Source organism: Streptomyces acidiscabies (assembly GCF_020010905.1).
GTDB classification, from domain to species: Bacteria; Actinomycetota; Actinomycetes; order Streptomycetales; family Streptomycetaceae; genus Streptomyces; species Streptomyces acidiscabies.
This window is the reverse complement of the sequence record NZ_JAGJBY010000001.1, coordinates 2638203-2654932: the sequence shown is the minus strand read 5'-3', so window position 1 is coordinate 2654932 and position 16730 is coordinate 2638203. Positions and strand designations below refer to the sequence as shown.

At 69.1% G+C, this 16730-nt stretch carries 13 protein-coding genes; 8 read left to right on the top strand and 5 right to left on the bottom strand.

Going from position 1 to position 16730, the window contains the following annotated elements:
- The first annotated feature begins 163 nt into the window (after nt 1-163).
- From J8M50_RS12465 to J8M50_RS12450, 4 genes are all read left to right on the top strand, one after another.
- On the top strand, nt 164-1756 hold the full coding sequence (locus tag J8M50_RS12465) for an MFS transporter (protein WP_010357517.1): 1593 nt from the start codon (nt 164-166) through the stop codon (nt 1754-1756).
- 97 nt (nt 1757-1853) lie between these two features.
- Nucleotides 1854-2522, top strand: a complete 669-nt coding sequence (locus tag J8M50_RS12460) for a TetR/AcrR family transcriptional regulator (protein ID WP_010357518.1) — start codon at nt 1854-1856, stop codon at nt 2520-2522.
- 189 nt (nt 2523-2711) lie between these two features.
- The gene (locus tag J8M50_RS12455; protein ID WP_010357519.1) at nt 2712-3761 is read left to right on the top strand and encodes an endonuclease/exonuclease/phosphatase family protein; all 1050 of its coding nucleotides are present in this window, start codon (nt 2712-2714) and stop codon (nt 3759-3761) included.
- 135 nt (nt 3762-3896) lie between these two features.
- Nucleotides 3897-5117 carry an MFS transporter gene (locus tag J8M50_RS12450; protein ID WP_075662283.1) on the top strand — a complete coding sequence of 407 codons (1221 nt, stop codon included), beginning with the start codon at nt 3897-3899 and terminating at the stop codon, nt 5115-5117.
- A 115-nt stretch (nt 5118-5232) separates the two neighbouring features.
- Here J8M50_RS12450 and J8M50_RS12445 read toward each other — a convergent pair whose 3' ends face one another.
- Both J8M50_RS12445 and J8M50_RS12440 read right to left on the bottom strand, forming a co-directional pair.
- Complete coding sequence (locus J8M50_RS12445) at nt 5233-6474, bottom strand: MFS transporter (RefSeq protein WP_040837721.1); 1242 nt, start codon at nt 6472-6474, stop codon at nt 5233-5235.
- A gap of 45 nt (nt 6475-6519) precedes the next feature.
- The gene (locus J8M50_RS12440) at nt 6520-7104 is read right to left on the bottom strand and encodes a TetR/AcrR family transcriptional regulator (RefSeq protein ID WP_010357522.1); all 585 of its coding nucleotides are present in this window, start codon (nt 7102-7104) and stop codon (nt 6520-6522) included.
- Nucleotides 7105-7182: 78 nt separating this feature from the next.
- On the opposite strand from J8M50_RS12440, the gene J8M50_RS12435 reads away from it, so the two are divergent.
- From J8M50_RS12435 to J8M50_RS12425, 3 genes are all read left to right on the top strand, one after another.
- Entirely contained in the window at nt 7183-7773 is a 591-nt protein-coding gene (locus J8M50_RS12435) for a dihydrofolate reductase family protein (protein WP_010357523.1), read from the top strand.
- Between the two features lie 69 nt (nt 7774-7842).
- Nucleotides 7843-8868 carry an ATP-binding cassette domain-containing protein gene (locus J8M50_RS12430; RefSeq protein WP_010357524.1) on the top strand — a complete coding sequence of 342 codons (1026 nt, stop codon included), beginning with the start codon at nt 7843-7845 and terminating at the stop codon, nt 8866-8868.
- Entirely contained in the window at nt 8865-9674 is an 810-nt protein-coding gene (locus J8M50_RS12425) for an ABC transporter permease (protein ID WP_010357525.1), read from the top strand. The genes J8M50_RS12430 and J8M50_RS12425 overlap by 4 nt, the downstream gene beginning before the upstream one ends.
- Nucleotides 9675-9687: 13 nt before the next feature.
- Here the strand turns inward: J8M50_RS12425 and J8M50_RS12420 are convergent, their stop codons facing one another.
- Together J8M50_RS12420 and tnpA are read right to left on the bottom strand one after the other, a co-directional pair.
- A complete protein-coding gene (locus J8M50_RS12420) occupies nt 9688-13719 on the bottom strand; it encodes a BTAD domain-containing putative transcriptional regulator (RefSeq protein WP_078481188.1) in 4032 nt (1343 codons plus the stop codon).
- A gap of 105 nt (nt 13720-13824) precedes the next feature.
- Nucleotides 13825-14253 (bottom strand): IS200/IS605 family transposase, encoded by a 429-nt coding sequence (gene tnpA, locus J8M50_RS12415; protein ID WP_075661701.1) that lies wholly within the window; start codon nt 14251-14253, stop codon nt 13825-13827.
- A gap of 51 nt (nt 14254-14304) precedes the next feature.
- Here tnpA and J8M50_RS12410 point away from each other — a divergent pair, with 51 nt between their 5' ends.
- Nucleotides 14305-15348 carry an RNA-guided endonuclease InsQ/TnpB family protein gene (locus J8M50_RS12410; protein ID WP_040837724.1) on the top strand — a complete coding sequence of 348 codons (1044 nt, stop codon included), beginning with the start codon at nt 14305-14307 and terminating at the stop codon, nt 15346-15348.
- Here J8M50_RS12410 and J8M50_RS12405 read toward each other — a convergent pair.
- Nucleotides 15331-16557 (bottom strand): IS110 family RNA-guided transposase, encoded by a 1227-nt coding sequence (locus J8M50_RS12405; RefSeq protein WP_061335571.1) that lies wholly within the window; start codon nt 16555-16557, stop codon nt 15331-15333. The genes J8M50_RS12410 and J8M50_RS12405 overlap by 18 nt on opposite strands.
- Nucleotides 16558-16730: the final 173 nt, after the last annotated feature.

Sequence of the window (16730 nt, the reverse complement as noted above, 5' to 3'; positions counted from 1 at the left end):
GGCTCCTTATGTCATCTCGAGGCGCCCTTACGGCGTCCCCGGATCACCCCCATGGTCGCACTTGAGGACTACGGGGGCCAGAGCACCCCCGGCAGGTAAGAGACGGGTAAGGATTAACGATACGGATCGGTGCCGTATCGGAATGAGACCTACGCTCGAAGGTATGACCACTCCCGCCGCCCCCGCAGGGCCCCGCATACCGGAAGCCGTCCACCGACGGCGCTGGGCGATCCTCGGCGTCCTGATGCTGAGCCTGCTGATCGTCGTGCTCGACAACTCGATCCTGAACGTCGCGATCAAGACCATCTCCACCCCGGCCCCGGTCGGACTCGGCGCGACGCAGAGCGAGTTGGAGTGGGCGATCAACGCCTACACCCTCGTCTTCGCCGGACTCCTGTTCTCCGCCGGGCTGTTGGGCGACCGGATCGGCCGCAAGAGGGTGCTGCTCGGCGGGCTCGCGGTGTTCGGGATCGGTTCCGCGCTGGCCGCCGAGTCTGCCTCGCCGGGTCAACTCATCGCGTTCCGGGCGCTGATGGCGCTGGGTGCGGCGTTCGTGATGCCGGCGACGCTGGCCGTCCTGATGAACGTCTTCGAGCGTGAGGAGCAGCCGAAGGCGATCGGTATCTGGGCGGGCGGCGTGGGCCTCGCCATCGCGATCGGGCCGATCACCGGCGGGGTCCTGCTCGACCACTTCTGGTGGGGCTCGGTGTTCTTCATCAACGTCCCGATCGTGCTGATCGCGGTCGCGCTGATGGTGTGGCTGGTCCCCGACTCCCGCGACCCGAACCCGGGCCGGATCGACCCCGTGGGCGTCGTACTTTCGGTGGTCGGGCTAGTACTCCTGGTGTACGGGATCATCAAGGGCGGCGAGCTGGCCGACTTCACCGATACGACGGTGCTGGTGACGATCCTCACGGGGCTCGCGGTGCTGACCGGGTTCGTGCTGCACGAGAAGCGCAGCGACCATCCGTCGATCGACATCACGTACTTCAAGAACAAGGTGTTCTCGGCGGCCATCGCGGCCATCGCGCTCGTCTTCTTCGCGCTGATGGGCGTGACGTTCTTCTCGGTGTTCTACACGCAGAGCGTGCGCGGCTACTCCCCGCTGGAGACGGGTCTGCTGATGCTGCCGCTGGCCGCCGCGCAGATGATCTTCGCGCCGCGCGCCCGGCTGGTCGTCGACCGGTTCGGCAACAAGGCGACGACGACCGGCGGGCTCGTGGTGATCGCCGGAACGCTGCTCGCGTTCGCGACGTTCGAGAAGGACACGCCGATCTGGCTGCTGGAGGTCGTGTTCTTCCTCATGGGCGCCGGGATGGCGCACATCATGACGCCGACGTCGGTGGTCATCATGCAGGCGCTGCCGCGCGAGAAGGCGGGGTCGGCGAGCGCGCTCAGCAACACGTTCCGCCAGGTCGGCGGCGCGCTCGGGATCGCCGTACTCGGCTCGGTGCTGTCGACGTCGTACCGCAGCGGGATCCAGGACCATCTGACGTCCGTCCCGCCCGGGTTGCGGGACACGGCGGGCGAGTCGATCGAGGCGACGCTGGGCGTGGCCGCGAAACTGGGGCCGCAGGGAAGGCAGTTGGTGGGACCGGCGGACGACGCGTTCCTGCACGCGATGCATGTCACTGCCGTGTGGGGGGCGGGGGTGGCGGTGATCGGCGCGGTGGTGGTGGCGCTGTTCCTGCCGGGAAAGCCGACGGGGGACGCTCAGGGCGAGGAGAGGGAAGAGGAGTTGACGCGGAAGAGCTGACGGCTGCCTCGTACCTGGGTACCCCCGGTACCCCGTACCCGGGTATGAGCCGCACCCACTCCCCCGCACCTCCCCCCACATGGACGAAGATCACCAGATGACCACTGACACCGGCAAGCCTCCCCCACCCCGAGGCCGCCCCCGCAGCGAGGCCGTCGAACAGGCCATCATCGAGGGCACGATGAAGCTCCTCGAAGACGGCGTCTCCCTCGCCGAGCTCTCCATCGAGCGCATCGCCCGCACCGCCGGTGTCGGCAAGGCCGCGATCTACCGCCGCTGGAGCAACAAGGAGGAACTCTTCGTCGACGTGATCCGCGCGGCGGAGCCGGAGGACCCCGAACTCCCCGGCACCTCCATGCGAGATGACCTGGTCGCCCTGCTGGAGGCCCTGCGCAGACGGGGGTTGGCGAGCCGCTCCTCGGCGATCCTCCACAGCGTGCAGGCGCAGATGAAGAGCAGCCCGAAACTCTGGGCGTTCTACCACGGCGTCGTCATCGAACCCCGCCGCAGAATGGGCCTCGAAGTCCTGCGCAGGGGCCGGGAGAACGGTGAACTCCGCACCGACCGCGACCTGAACCTGATCAACGACCTGTTCGTCGGCCCCCTCCTGATCCGCTCGATCCTGCGCCCCGACTCGGACCTCCCGGAGGGTTTGGCGGAGGACGTCGTGGACACTCTGCTCGAAGGGCTACGACCCGTCAGCACACAGGAGAAACAGCCGGAAAACAGCGCACACACAGGGACACGTCCCGTCGGGCCCCGCTGAGAATTCGGAATGTCCGCATTCCGTCACAGACCCCGCCCCGAGCAGCGGGAACGGAACTCCGGACGCCCCCGGCCTCGTCCAAGTCTCCATACGGCCGTCATGGGACGGCGGGATCGGAGCCGATCATCCCCTAGGGTCATACACACGGGGGACGGACGGTGTGCACGGCAGGCAGTGAGGCGACACGGTATGGCGCAGCAGGCGTACTTGACGGAGACGGCGGACGGCGGGCCGGGGCCCGAACGTCGAGGAGACCGTATCCGGCGCCTGGCAGGCCGCTTCACCTCCGGCTGGCGCGGGAACCGGGGGATCTGGCGGCGCGGGATCGTGCTCGCCGTGTTCGCGGTGCTGATCACGGGCGTGATGGCGCTGCACTCGCACATCCCGAACCGGTACGGCAACCTCGGCAGCCTCATCGAGACGTTCCTGCCGTGGATCGGGGTGTTCGTGCCGGTCCTGCTGGTACTGGCGCTGGTCCGCAGGTCGGCGACGGCGCTGATCGCGACGGTCCTGCCGATCGCCGTGTGGCTGAACCTCTTCGGCGGCCTCGTCATCGACCGTACGGGTACGGGCGGTGACCTCACCGTCGCGACGCACAACGTGAACGCGGACAACCCGGACCCGGAGGGCACGGCGCGGGACGTCGCCGCGTCGGGGACGGACATCCTGGCGCTGGAGGAGCTGAAGGCGTCGGCGGTGCCGACGTACGAGAAGGCGCTGTCAACCACGTACCGCTACCACGCAGTTGAGGGCACGGTCGGGTTGTGGAGCAAGTACCCGATCAGTGAAGTCTCCGGCGTGGACATCAAGTTGGGGTGGACGCGGGCGATGCGGGCGACCGTGAAGACGCCCGAGGGCGAGATCGCGGTCTTCGTCGCCCATCTGCCGTCCGTGCGCGTGAAGTTGAAGGCCGGATTCACAGCCCGGCAGCGGGACAAGAGCGCCGACGCGCTCGGGGAGGCCATCGCGGACGAGCGGTTGCCGCGCAAGATCCTGCTGGGCGACCTCAACGGGACCATGAACGACCGGTCGTTGAACGCGGTGACGTCGCAGATGCGGTCGACGCAGGGGGCCGCCGGGAGCGGGTTCGGGTTCAGCTGGCCGGCGTCGTTCCCGATGGCGCGGATCGACCAGATCATGGTGCAGGGGGTGGAGCCGGTGACGTCGTGGACGCTGCCGGAGACGGGGAGCGACCACCTGCCGGTGGCGGCCCGGGTGGACCTGACCAAGACCGATTGATTTAATGTAAGGACATGATGTCGTAACCCTGAGGAATAGAAGGCACGGCAGGCTTTGTTCCGTCAGTGAACAAACAAGCGGTACGATGAACGTACCGCTCCCCTGTGCCCTCTCTTCCGAAAAGGTCGCCCCGCCATGCCCCTCGCCCTGCTCGCACTCGCCATCGGCGCGTTCGGCATCGGCACCACCGAGTTCGTGATAATGGGCCTGCTGCCCGACGTCGCCGACGACCTCGGTATCTCCGTCCCCAGCGCCGGTCACCTCGTCTCCGCGTACGCGCTCGGCGTCGTCATCGGCGCGCCGCTGCTCGCGGCGGTCACGGCCCGGATGGCCCGCCGCAAGGTCCTGATCGGCCTGATGGTCCTCTTCGTGGCCGGCAATGCGCTGTCCGCGTTCGCGCCGGGGTACGACTCGCTGCTCGCCGCGCGCTTCCTGAGCGGGCTGCCGCACGGGGCGTTCTTCGGGGTCGGCGCGGTCGTCGCCACGACCCTCGTCGCGCCCGAGCGCAAGGCCCGTTCCGTCTCCCTGATGTTCCTCGGCCTTACGATCGCCAATGTCGCGGGGGTTCCCGTCGCTACCCTCGTCGGCCAGCATCTTGGCTGGCGAGCCACGTTTCTCGGCGTCAGCTTGATCGGTCTTGTCGCGATCGCGTCTCTTGCGGTGCTGATTCCGTACGACCGTGAGGCGCCCGTTCCCTCCGTCGGGCTCCGTAGTGAGCTGAGCGCGCTCAAGTCGTTGCCCGTCTGGCTTGCGCTCGGTACGACCGTCGCCGGGTTCGGGGCGTTGTTCTCGGCGTACAGCTATGTGACGCCGATGCTGACGGACTCCGCCGGGTTCGCCGAGTCCAGTGTGACGTTGTTGCTGGCGTTGTTCGGGGTTGGGGCGACTGTCGGGAATCTGGTGGGTGGGCGGCTTGCGGATCACTCTCTGCGGAGGACTCTGTTCGGGGGGATGGCGTCCCTTGCGGGTGTGCTGGCTCTGTTTCCGGTGATGATGTCTGCTCAGTGGAGTGCGGCGGTTGCTGTGACGTTGCTGGGAGTTGCCGCGTTCGTCACGGGGTCGCCGCTTCAGATGATGGTGATGGAGAAGGCGGCTGCGGGTCCTTCGCTGGCTTCTTCCGCGAACCAGGCTGCGTTCAACTTGGCGAACGCCGGGGGCGCTTGGATCGGGGGGCTTGCTCTGGCCGGCGGGTTCGGGGTGATGTCGCCTGCGGTGGCGGGAGCTGGTCTTGCCGTGCTGGGGCTGGGAGTTGCGGGGGTTGCGTACACGGTGGATGTGCGGCGGGGGTCGCAGAGTGGGCGCGAGCGGGTTGTGGCTGGGCATGTGCCGGAGCAGGTGGGGGTTGTGCAGCATTGAGGCCGGGTGCGGGTTGTGTGTGGCTGGTCGCGCAGTTCCCCGCGCCCCTAAAAAACGACGGTCACCCCGCGTTCCTCAAAGCGACTGCCACCCTGCGCCCCGTAAAAGCGGCTGCTCATCCGGCGTTTGACAGTTCTCGTTCGTCTTCCTTCGCCTCCCTGACCCGCGAGAACGCCAGCGCGATCGATTGTGCGACCGCCCCGGCTATCCCCACCCACAGCGCGAACCTGTAACTCACCCCGTCCGCCAGCAAGCCCCCGACCGGCGCCCCTACCGCCACCATCCCCCAGTTGAACGACCTGATCGTGGCGTTCATCCTTCCCCTCAGCCGGTCCGGGGTTACCGACTGGCGGTAGGCCAGCTCCACCGGGGACTCCACCGAGATCGCGAACGAGACGGTGAAGAAGGCCAGGCAGATCGCCGGGAGGGCCCAAGTTCCTTGTTGGGCCAGGGGGATGGGGAGCCAGCCTACGGCTGCCACTATGCGGAACGCGATCAGTGTCGGGCCTACGTCGAGTCGTCTCGCGGTTCTGCCGGATATCGCGCCGCCCAGTACCGAGCCCACCGCCGCGCACGCGTACGTCAGTCCCAACCCGAAGCCTCCTACGTGGAGTTCGCGTAGTGCGAAGACCACGAACACCGTCGACACCATGGAGTTGAAGAGCAGCATCGCGTGGGAGGTGAGGGCAATGGGGGCTAGGGTTCGGTGCCGGTAGACCCATTGGACGCCCTCCCTCAACTCCCCTATCAGGCCGCGCCGTTCGCCCTTCTCGGGGACGGGGTCGTCGGTCTTGAGCGTGGCCAGGAGGAGGCCGGATACGACGTAACTGGCCGCGTCCACCAGGACCGCGAGCGGCGCTCCCAGCCACCGCACCAGTGCCCCGGCGATCAGCGGGCCCGCCGAGCCGGCGACCGCCGACGCCTGTTCGGTGCGCGCGTACGCGGAGTTGAGCTGGGTCTCGGGGACGAGGCGGGGTACGAAGGACTGGCTCGCCGCGTCGAACAGCAGGCTCAGTACGCCCGACGCGAAGACGACCACGCACAGGGTCGTGATGGTCAGCAGGTCGAGGCCGTACAGCACGGGAATCAGCGCCAGGACGACACCGCGCGCCAGATCCGTACCCACCATGACGGGTTTGCGCCGCCACCGGTCCACCAGCACCCCGGCCACCAGCCCGAACAGCAGATACGGCAGCCAGCGGACGGCGTTGACGACCCCCACCTCGGTGGCGCTCGCGCTCAGCGTGACGGCCACGAGGATCTGGAGGGCGAGCCCGGTGACCTGGGAGCCGAAGGCGGAGACGGCGAAGGCGGTCCAGAAGCGGGGGTATCCGGGGGTGTCGATCAGTCTCGGCATGATCAGGACGTACCCGCGCGCGGGGCCCCTCAAGATCGGAGGCCCTCAAGAACCGGAGGCCCCCACGATCCGCTCCACCGCCGCCGTCACCAGCGCCTCGCGCTCCTCCTCGCCGAACACGTCCGGCAGGGTGAGCTGTTCGACGATCAGCCAATTCAGCGTGAGGATCAGGAGTTTGACGGCGGTCGCGTCGCCGGGGAGGCCGGAGGCCTCGTGGTAGGCGACGTTCGCGTCGACGTCCGCGCGGACGCGGTCCGTGAGGAGGGCGCGCAGCGCCGGGCGGCGGGTGGCTTCGAGGCGGAGTTCGAGGAGGGCCAGGTAGCCGGTGCGGAAGGAGGAGACGCGGGTGACCAGTTCGCGCATCAGGGCGGCGTACGTCTCGCGGTCCCTGCCGGCCTCGCGCTGGCGCGTGATCGTCGCCTCGTCCGGCTGGAGGCGTTCGTAGACGCGGCCTCCGGTCTGGATGAGGAGGTCGTCGCGGTTGAGGAAGTAGTTGGAGGTCGTGCCGGGGGGTACGGCGGCCTCCTGGTCGACCGCGCGGAAGGTCAGGCCGCGTGCGCCCTCCCTCGCGAGGACCTCCAGCGCTGCGTCCGTGAGGGCGACGCGCCGTTCGTCGTTCCGTCTCGCCATTGACACCACTCCATGCGTAGTACTAACTTCACCTAGCGAACCACTACATCCAGAGTACTACGACTGGAGTTGACCAGCTTGCGCAAGCTCTCGTACTACGTCGCCCTGACCCTCGACGGCCGGATCGCGGGACCCGCCGGTGAGTACGACTTCTTCCCGTTCGGCGACGCCGGGCAGGCCGCCGCCTACACCTCAGGTACTAACTCCCTGTACCCCGACACGGTCCCGACGGCCATGCGCGAGGCCCACGGCCTCACCGGCGTACCCAACAAGCGCTACGACACGGTCCTGATGGGCCTCGGGACCTACCGCCCGGCCCTGGACGCCGGGATCGCGAGTCCGTACGCGCACCTGCGGCAGTACGTCGTCTCCAGCACCCTGGCCCCGGACACGCACCCGGACGTCACCGTCGTACCGGGTGAACCCCTGGCTCTCGTACGGGAGTTGAAGCAGGAGGAGACGGGGCTCGACATCTGGCTGTGCGGGGGCGGGAAGCTCGCCGGGCAGTTGCTGACGGAGATCGACGAGCTGGTGATCAAGAGCTATCCGGTGGTCGCGGGGGCCGGGATCCCGGCGTTCGAGGGGGCCTTCGACCCGACCGTGTTCGCGGCGGCGGAGCGGACGGCGTTCACGAACGGGGTAACTCTCACGAGGTACGTGCGCGGGTAGCACCCGCCGTCGGTGAGCTGTCGGTCGTCTGTCGGTGCTTTGTCGGTGCCCCCTGTCAGGGTGGCGGACATGAAGCGAACCGACATCAACCTCAACGGCGGGGGAAGCGCCGTCACCGTACGGGGGCTGGTCAAGCACTACGGCGAGACCAAGGCGCTGGACGGGGTCGATCTGGAGGTCAGGGAGGGAACCGTGCGGGGCGTCCTGGGGCCGAACGGCGCCGGGAAGACCACCCTCGTGCGTATCCTCTCCACGCTGCTGCGGCCCGACGCGGGAGACGCGACGGTAGCCGGTTACGACGTGTTGCGGCAGCCCCGGCAGCTGCGCCGGGTGATCGGCCTGACCGGGCAGTACGCGTCCGTGGACGAGAAGCTGCCGGGCTGGGAGAACCTGTACATGATCGGGCGCCTGCTCGACCTGTCCCGCAAGGACGCCCGGGCGCGGGCGGACGAGCTGCTGGAGCGTTTCTCGCTCACCGAGGCCGCCAAGCGCCCGGCGAAGACGTACTCCGGCGGTATGCGCCGCCGCCTCGACCTCGCCGCCTCGATGATCGGCTCCCCGTCCGTCCTGTTCCTCGACGAGCCGACGACCGGCCTCGACCCGCGCACGCGCAACGAGGTGTGGGACGAGGTGAAGCGGATGGTCGGCGACGGCGTCACCGTCCTGCTCACCACCCAATACATGGAGGAGGCCGAGCAGTTGGCGTCCGAGCTGACCGTCGTCGACCGGGGCAAGGTCGTCGCGGAGGGCCGGGTGGACGAGCTGAAGGCGAAGGTCGGCGGCCGGACCCTGCGCGTGAAGCCCCTGGAAACCGCCGAGTTGGCCCCGCTGGCGCGGATGCTCGACGACCTCGGCATCACCGGCCTCGCCCAGACGACGGTCGACGCGGAGACCGGCACGCTGCTGGTACCGATCCTCAGCGACGAGCAACTCACCGCCGTCGTAGGAGCGGTGACCGCGCGCGGCATCACCATCTCCTCCATCTCCACCGAACTCCCCAGCCTGGACGAGGTGTTCCTGTCGATCACCGGCCACCGCGCCGGTACCGCACAGGACAACTTCTCCATCGAACCCCGCGAGGAGGTCGCCGTATGAGCGCCGCCACCGTTCAACTCACCGACGACCGCATCCCGTTGAGATCCCACCTGCGGCACACCGGCGCGCTGATCCGCCGCAACCTGCTGTGGATCCGCCAGGACCCGGAGTCGATGGCCGACGCGCTGCTGATGCCGGTGATCTTCACCCTGCTGTTCGTGTACGTCTTCGGCGGCTCCATAGGGCAGTCGCTCGGCGGCGGCCAGGACCAGTACGTGCAGTACGTCATCCCCGGCATGATCGCGATGATGTCGATGACGCTCTCGCAGGGTGTCGGCACGGGCTTCAGCCAGGACTTCAACTCCGGTGTCATGGACCGCTTCCGGTCCCTGCCGATCGGCCGGGGCTCGGTGCTCTTCGCGAAGATCGCGGTGGAGCTGGTGCGGATGCTGTTCGCGACCGCCGTCCTGATGATCGTCGCGGTGCTGGTCGGCTTCGACATCACCAACTGGGGCGGGCTGCTGGCGGCCGTGGGGCTGGCGACCGTGTTCGCCTCGTCGATCATGTGGGTGTTCCTCACGCTCGGCGTGATCATGAAGAACGCGCAGTCCGTGCAGGCGATGGGCTTCCTGGTGCTGTTCCCGCTCCAGTTCGGCTCGTCGATCTTCACGCCGACCGGCAAGATGCCGGGCTGGCTCCAGAACTTCACCGACTACAACCCGCTGTCCACGCTCGCCGACGCGGCGCGCGGACTGATGGTGGGCGGCCCGGTCGCGCACGACCTGTGGATCACGCTCGGCTGGTCGGCGGCGATCACCGCCGTCATGGCGCCGGTCGCGATCCACAAGTTCCGTACGAAGACGTGAGGTTGACGGTACGTCAGACCAGGGCGGCGGCCTCCTCGTAACCGAGGTCGCCGCCCTCGGCGTACGCCGACTCGTAGGCCGCGTCGCCGAGTTGGCGCCGCGCCTGCGCCTCCGCGTCCGCGCGCTGCATCCGCTCCTGGCGCAGCGCGATGTGGCCCGGCGGGAGCATCGCGTCGCTGGCGCCCAGGCAGCGGGCCGCGTCCGCCGCGCGGGCCGGGTCGTCGTCGCAGGTCATGATGTACGCGGCCGTACAGAGGTACAGGGCGCGCATGTGTGGCGCGATGACCATCGACAGCGGCGCGGCGGAGGTGGTCAGGGCCCGCCGTACGGTGATGAGGGCGCTGTCGACACGGCCGTCCTGGGCGTCCAGCCATGCCTCGACGCCGTCGATGAACGCGTCGAAGACCATGAACTGGGCCAGCGCGAAGTCCTGGCGCAGTTGCCGGAGTTGGTCGCGGGCCTCGTCCCTGCGGCCGGTCTCGCCGAGCCAGGCGGCGAGGAAGAGGCGGGCGGCCGGGCGGGCCTCGTTGACGTAGCCCTCGGCGTCGGTGATGGCCTCGCGGAGAATGGCCTCGCCCCGCGCGCTCTCGGCGGGGTCGCCGCCCTCCAGGAGGACGTTGGCGAACCGCACCCGCAGGATCGTCAACTGGGCGCGGGCGCCCAGGTTCTCGGCGTGCACCATCGCCTCGCGGTAGTCGGCGGCGGCCTTCTCGTGCAGGCCCAGCCGCTCGTACGCCTCCGCGCGCGCCGACAGGGACTCGGCGGCGCCCCAGGAGTCGCCGTACCGGCGGAAGATGTCCAGCGCCTCGTCCGCGTCACGGGCGCCGTCGTCGGCCCAGTCGCTGCGGTTGGCCCGGAAGTTGCCGCGCAGCTGGAGGCAGAACGCCAAGTCCCATTCCAGCTCGGGGTGTTCACGGCAGATCCGGATGTTGGCGTCCAGGATCTCGCGGACCATCGGCATGTCGCCGCTCAGCATCACGGCGTAGAACGCGTGCAGGCCCGGGATCCAGCACAGTTGGGGCAGGCCGGGGCGGTAGCTGTCCTTGATGCGGGCCAGTTTGCGTTCCGCCTCCGGGGTCTGCCAGAGCTCCAACTCCGTGTCCATGTAGGCGAGATGGGTGAGGTGCGCGCCGCGTCTCGCCTCGGCGAGGAACTCGCCGGTGAACGGCGGGGGCAGGGCCGTGGCGCGCTGCCAGACCGGCTCGGCGAGCTGCGGTTCGGGGCCCGCGAAGGGGTCCGGGGCCAGCTCCATGACCTCCTTGAACCAGTTCCTGGCCTCGATGCGCATGTCGCGCATCTGCCAGAACCAGAGCAGGGAGTGGGCGAGGCTCAACGCCTCCTGTTCGTCGGGGGTGTCGACCGCCCGGCGCAGCGCCGTGCGCAGGTTCTCGTACTCCGCCTGGAAGCGCTGGATCGCCATGACCTGCTGCGGGCCGCGCAGCAACGGCTCGGTGATGCGGGCGAGTTCGCGGTAGTACGTGAGGTGCGTGCGCTCCGCCTCGGAGCGGCGGCCCGACTCGGTGAGGCGTTCGCCCGCGTACTCGGCGACCGTCTCCAGGAGGCGGTAGCGCATCGGGCCGTCCGGTGAAGGGGCCGCCACGACAAGGGACTTGTCGACGAGGGAGGCCAGCGCCTCCAGTGCCGCCGGGCCGCAGACCGCCTCCGCGGCGTGGAGGTCGCAGCCGCCCGCGAAGACCGACAGGCGGCCCAGGACGTCCCGTTCCTCCTCGTCCAGCAGGTCCCAGGACCAGTCGACGACCGCCCTCAGGGTCTGCTGGCGGGGCAGGACCGTGCGGCTTCCCGAGGTCAGGAGGCGGAAGCGGTCGTCGAGACGGTCGGCTATCTGACGGGGCGTCAAGATCCTCAGCCTGGCCGCCGCGAGCTCGATCGCCAGGGGGAGGCCGTCCAGTCTGCGGCAGATCTCCGCGCAGGCGTCCGGGTCGTCCGTCGTGCGGAAGTCCGGGCGGGCCGCCGTGCCCCGGTCCCTCAGCAGGCGCAACGCCACCGGTTCCGGGAGGGGTTCGACCGGGCGCAGCAACTCGCCGGGGACGCCCAGGGGTTCGCGGCTCGTCGCCAGGATCGTCAACTCCGGGCAGCGGGACAGGAGTTCCTCCGCGAGGTGGGCTGCCGCCTCGACCACGTGCTCGCAGTTGTCCAGGATGATCAGCATCCGGCGCCGCGAGCAGTGGTCCACGAGCCGGTCGATCGGGTCGTCGTGCCGCTCCCCCACGGCACGGAACTCCTCGGCGCCGGCCCCGTACAGGACGGTCTCCCGGGCGCCGACCGCCGTGACGACCGCCTGGGGTACGGCTGTCGGGTCGGAGACGGGAGCGAGTTCGGCGAGCCACACGCCGTCGCGAGCGGCGACTGTCTCGGCGGCTTCCTGGGAGAGGCGGGTCTTTCCGGCGCCGCCGGGGCCGAGGAGGGTGACGAGGCGGGCGGAGGTGAGGTCGGTGCGGATGGTTTCTATGTCGGCTTCGCGGCCTACGAAGGAGGTGAGGCGGGCGCGGAGGTTGCCGGGGGTGGGTGGGGGTGTCTGGTCGCCGGGGGGTGCTGGGGGTACGAGGTGGTCGGGGGTACCGGGGTAGGCCTGAGGGACTACGTGACCGGGAGGGGTTGAGGAGACGAGGTGGTCAGGGGTACCGGGGTAGGTCGGGGGTACTACGTGACCGGGAGAGGTTGGAGAGACGAGGTGGTCGGGGGTACCCGGGTAGGTCGGAGGGACTACGTGGCCGGGAGGGGTTGGGGGGACGAGAGGGCCGGGGGTACCCGGGTAGGCCCGAGGGACTACGTGACCGGGAGACTCGGGAGCAGGCGGAGAGCTGGGGTGGCCCGAAGCTCCAGGCGAGGTGGGGTGGCCCGAAGCGTCGGGAGCGGTGCCGGGCGCCGGGCGGTCCGAGGCTCCGGAGGAACCGTGGGACCCGTGGTGACTGTGAGCCCCATGGTGACCGGAAACCCCCGGCCCACCGGAAGACCCGTGATGACCAGACGCCCCCGACCGACCCGAAGACCCGTGATGACCGGACATCCCCGGCCGACCGGAAGACCCCTGATGCCCTGCGGCCCCGGGATCAGCGCGAGGCGTCAGATGGTCCGGAACCCCGGGGCTGCCCGGCGCCCCCGCACCACCGGGTGCCCCCGCGTGGCCCGGAACCCCAGGGTTGCCCGGCGCCCCCGCACGGCCCGGCGCCTCCGCACTGCCCGGCGCCCCAGGGCTCCCCGGCGTCCCAGGCCGGGACGAGCCCCCGGTGCGAGCCCCCACCCCCTGCCCCCCGCCGGCCTCCCTCCCCATCGCCGCAGCCGGCCGCACAACATCCCCGGGATTCAGCAACTCCATGTGCAGCAACCGGAGTTCAGCCCCCGGGTCCGCCCCCAGCCGGTCCGCCAGAACGCCCCGCACCTCGTCGTACGCCGCCAACGCCTCCGCCGTACGCCCCGCATCGCGCAGTGCGCGCAGGCGGAGAACCTGGAGGGGTTCGTCGAGGGGATGCGTGTCGCACAGGGCCGTCAGTTCCGGAAGGACCTGCTCGGCCTGGCCGAGGGACAGCGCCGCGGCATGGCGGGCGCGGACCGCGTCGAGGCGGCGCATCTCCCAGCGGGCCGCTTCCGCCGAGCGGTCGGGGAGGTCGGCGAGGGCGGGGCCGCGCCACAGAGCGAGGGCGTCCTCCAGGAGGACGGCCGCTTTCGCGGGGTCGCCGTCGGCGAGGGCGCGGATGCCGTCGCCGGTGAGGCGTTCGAAGCGGTACACGTCGACGTCGTCGGAGTTCACGGCGAGGCGGTAACCGCCGTCCACGGAGACGATGGCCCCCGCGCCCAGCGTCCGGCGCAGCCGTCCCACCAGCGCCTGCAACGCGCCCTGCGCGTCCGCCGGGGGCTCCCCCGCCCACACCTCCTCCACCAGCGAGCCCACGGACACCGTCCGCCCCGCCCGCAACACCAACACCGTCAACAACGCACGCAACCGCGCCCCACCCACCGCCAACGCGGTGCCGTCGGGACGCAGAACCTGGGTGGCGCCGAGGACGCGGTAACGCACGGGTTCCATCCTTCGATCTTCGCAGGGAATCCCGGCGTTTTATGTCGGGAGGAAATGCGATCCTCGGCCCGGAGGCGCGGAGCGCTGAAGTGCTCTGCGTCCTCGTAGTGAGGGTCAGATGGGACGTTTCTGGTGCTCGATGTAGTCCTTGACGTTCTGGAGCGGTGCGCCGCCGCAGGAGCCCGCGAAGTACGAAGGTGCCCACAGATGGCCGTGTGTGATGGCCTGGTTCATGGTGCCCGTGTACTCCTGGCGCAGGTAGCGGGAGCTGACGCCCTTGAGGCTGTTGACCAGCTTGGACAGGGCGATCTTCGGCGGATAGTGCACGAGCAGGTGGACATGGTCCTCTTCGCCGTTGAACTCCCGAAGCTCTACCCCGAAGCTCAGGCAGACCTCCCGCATGATCTCTTCACAGCGGGCCAGCATCTCGTCAGTGAAAACCTCGCGCCTATATTTCGTGACAAAGACCAGATGGGCATGGAGGTCGAAGACGACATGTCGTCCCCTTCTCAAGTCGGGATTTGGTTCCCATCGCGGCGACATAGACCAAGCGTATTATGCTGAAGCGAGCTCGGCTGGAAGGGGGTGAGCTGGATGATCCGTTCGTACAAATTCCTCATGCGGCCCACCGTGGGGCAGGTCGCCGCGTTGACCGCGATGCTGGCCGATCACTGCTCCCTCTACAACGGGGCCCTGCAAGAACGCCGCGACGCCTACCGGCACGTCTCCAGGACGAGCATCAAGTACGGCGACCAGTCCGCACAGCTCAAGCAGATCCGGGCATTCGACCCGGAGCGTCAGGGCCGTTGGTCGTTCTCCAGTCAGCAAGCCACACTTCGACGGCTCGACAAGGCGTTTGCCGCGTTCTTCCGCCGGGTCAGATCCGGTGACATCCCCGGCTACCCGCGCTTTCGCGGGGTGAGCTGGTTCGACACCGTGGAGTTCCCCAAGGACGGGGACGGCTGCCGCTGGGACTCCACCCCGCACAACCCCGCGACCCGCGTCCGCTTCCAGGGCGTCGGCCACGTGAAGGTCAACCAACACCGTGTGGTGACCGGCAAGGTCAAGACCGTCAGCGTCAAACGCGAGGGCAAGCGCTGGTACGTGGTATTGACCGCAGAACAGGCCGAACCCGAGCCGCTGCCCGCGACCGGCAGCGTGGTCGGTATCGACCTGGGCATCACCAACTTTCTCGCCGACTCCAGCGGCGGCTTCGTGGAGAATCCGCGCCACGGCCGTAAGGCCGCCGTGAGGCTCGAAGCAGCACAACAGGCTCTGTCCCGGTTCCCGCGCCGTAAGGCCAAGGACCGCATGAAGAACCACCAGCGCGCTGTGGAGAAGGTCGCCGCACTGCACGGCAAGGTCCGCCGCCAACGCCTCGACCACGCCCACAAGACCGCACTCGACCTCGTGCGGCAGCACGACTTCATCGCCCACGAAGACCTCAAGATCCGCAACATGAGCAGGGCCCCCGCACCGAAGCCCGACCCGGATGGCCCAGGCAGGTTCCTGGCCAACGGGACCACCGCGAAAGCCGGGCTCAACAAGTCGATCAACGATGCCGGATGGGGGGTGTTCCTGACGATCCTGCACGCCAAGACACCTCACGGTTGCAACGTGTCAAGCAGCGGCGGGTAGTTCGATGCGAAAGGCGAGAGTCTCGTCGAACAGGATGTGTTTCTGGAGGCAGTGGTAGAGCTGGCCGATCATCTTGTTGAACAGGTTCCTCTGAGCGGCGGCGTGCCAGTCCCCGGCCTCGCGGCGTCGGTCGTAGTGTGCCTTGGCCCCGGGGGAGGCGGTTAGGGCTGCGAAGGCCCAGAGGTAGCCGGTGTGGTTGAGCCGGTCGTTCTTCACCCAGCGTCTGGTGATGCTGGACTTCTTCCCAGAGGCCCTGGTGATCGGGGATGCGCCGGCGTAGGCCTTCATGCCGCGGGCGGTGGTGAAGCGGGTGTGATCGTCCCCGATCTCAGCGAGGATCCGGGCGCCGAGCTGGGTTCCGAGTCCGGGGAAGCTCAGGATGATCTCGGCGTCCGGGTGCTGAGGGAAAGCCTCTTCCACCGCCTCGGCGAGCTGGTCGGCGGCGATGCAGGCGGCGTCGAGCTGCCGCAGCAGGGCGAGCATCTGCTTGCCGAGCGCGTCCTCGACCAACGGTGGCTGGTGCGCGTAGTCGGCCCGCAGAACCTCGCGGATGCGTTCGGCGTCGGTGCCGATCCGGCGTTGGCGGCCGGCGCGTTTGAGCGCCGAGTGCAGTTGCGCGATCGACAGCCTGGCGGCTCTCGTCGGGGTGGGTGCGAGTTCCAGCAGGACTCTGGCCTCGGGGCGGCAGAGGCCGTTCTGCCAGTGCAGGTAGGCGTCGAGGGCGGCGGGGAAGTACTCGCGCAGGAGCGAGCGGAGCTGGTTGGACAGCTGCTGCCGGTTCCAGACTGCGTCCTGCTGGGCGCGCGCGAGGACGGCGATGGCGCGGGCAAGGTCGCTGTCCTGCGGCAGCGACCGATGCGCGTGCATATCGGTTCGCAGGATGTTCGCCAGGACGAGGGCGTCGCCGGGGTCGGACTTCTTCCGGGTGACCGCGTGGCGGTCGCGGTAGCGGGCGGCGGCCATCGGGTTGATCGCGTAGACCTGCCGCTTCCCGGTCCGGAGCACGGCGACGAGCAGGCCGCGGGAGGTCTCGATGGCGATCGGAATGGGATCGTCCTCGGTGTCGCCGTGCTCAGCGAGCAGGTCCAGGAGGATCTTGTAGCCGGCTGCGTCGTCGGTGATGTGGCGCTTGGCCAGGAGCTTGCCGTCGTCGTCGACCAGGGCGACGTCGTGCGTCTTCTCGGCCCAGTCGATGCCGCAGTAGATCAACTTCCCTCCTCTATGTGCGGGTGTTCGCGCTGGTCACGAGCGCATGCGGGGCCACGCAGCGACCTAATTCCAGGCCTCGATCACGGATCGGGCCGACACCTCACTAGCCGTTCGTGGCACCAGCTCACCGCACGGGCCCCGGTCTGTTCCCAGAGCTCAGGCGCTCGGGGTAA

What these genes read in the sequence shown, in the direction of transcription:
- J8M50_RS12430 (WP_010357524.1), top strand. Translation starts at nt 7,843, where the DNA reads ATGAAGCGAACCGACATCAACCTCAACGGCGGGGGAAGCGCCGTCACC.
- J8M50_RS12460 (WP_010357518.1), top strand. Translation starts at nt 1,854, where the DNA reads ATGACCACTGACACCGGCAAGCCTCCCCCACCCCGAGGCCGCCCCCGC.
- J8M50_RS12445 (WP_040837721.1), bottom strand. Translation starts at nt 6,474, where the DNA reads ATGCCGAGACTGATCGACACCCCCGGATACCCCCGCTTCTGGACCGCC.
- J8M50_RS12410 (WP_040837724.1), top strand. Translation starts at nt 14,305, where the DNA reads ATGATCCGTTCGTACAAATTCCTCATGCGGCCCACCGTGGGGCAGGTC.
- tnpA (WP_075661701.1), bottom strand. Translation starts at nt 14,253, where the DNA reads ATGTCGCCGCGATGGGAACCAAATCCCGACTTGAGAAGGGGACGACAT.
- J8M50_RS12455 (WP_010357519.1), top strand. Translation starts at nt 2,712, where the DNA reads ATGGCGCAGCAGGCGTACTTGACGGAGACGGCGGACGGCGGGCCGGGG.
- J8M50_RS12440 (WP_010357522.1), bottom strand. Translation starts at nt 7,104, where the DNA reads ATGGCGAGACGGAACGACGAACGGCGCGTCGCCCTCACGGACGCAGCG.
- J8M50_RS12465 (WP_010357517.1), top strand. Translation starts at nt 164, where the DNA reads ATGACCACTCCCGCCGCCCCCGCAGGGCCCCGCATACCGGAAGCCGTC.
- J8M50_RS12450 (WP_075662283.1), top strand. Translation starts at nt 3,897, where the DNA reads ATGCCCCTCGCCCTGCTCGCACTCGCCATCGGCGCGTTCGGCATCGGC.
- J8M50_RS12420 (WP_078481188.1), bottom strand. Translation starts at nt 13,719, where the DNA reads ATGGAACCCGTGCGTTACCGCGTCCTCGGCGCCACCCAGGTTCTGCGT.
- J8M50_RS12425 (WP_010357525.1), top strand. Translation starts at nt 8,865, where the DNA reads ATGAGCGCCGCCACCGTTCAACTCACCGACGACCGCATCCCGTTGAGA.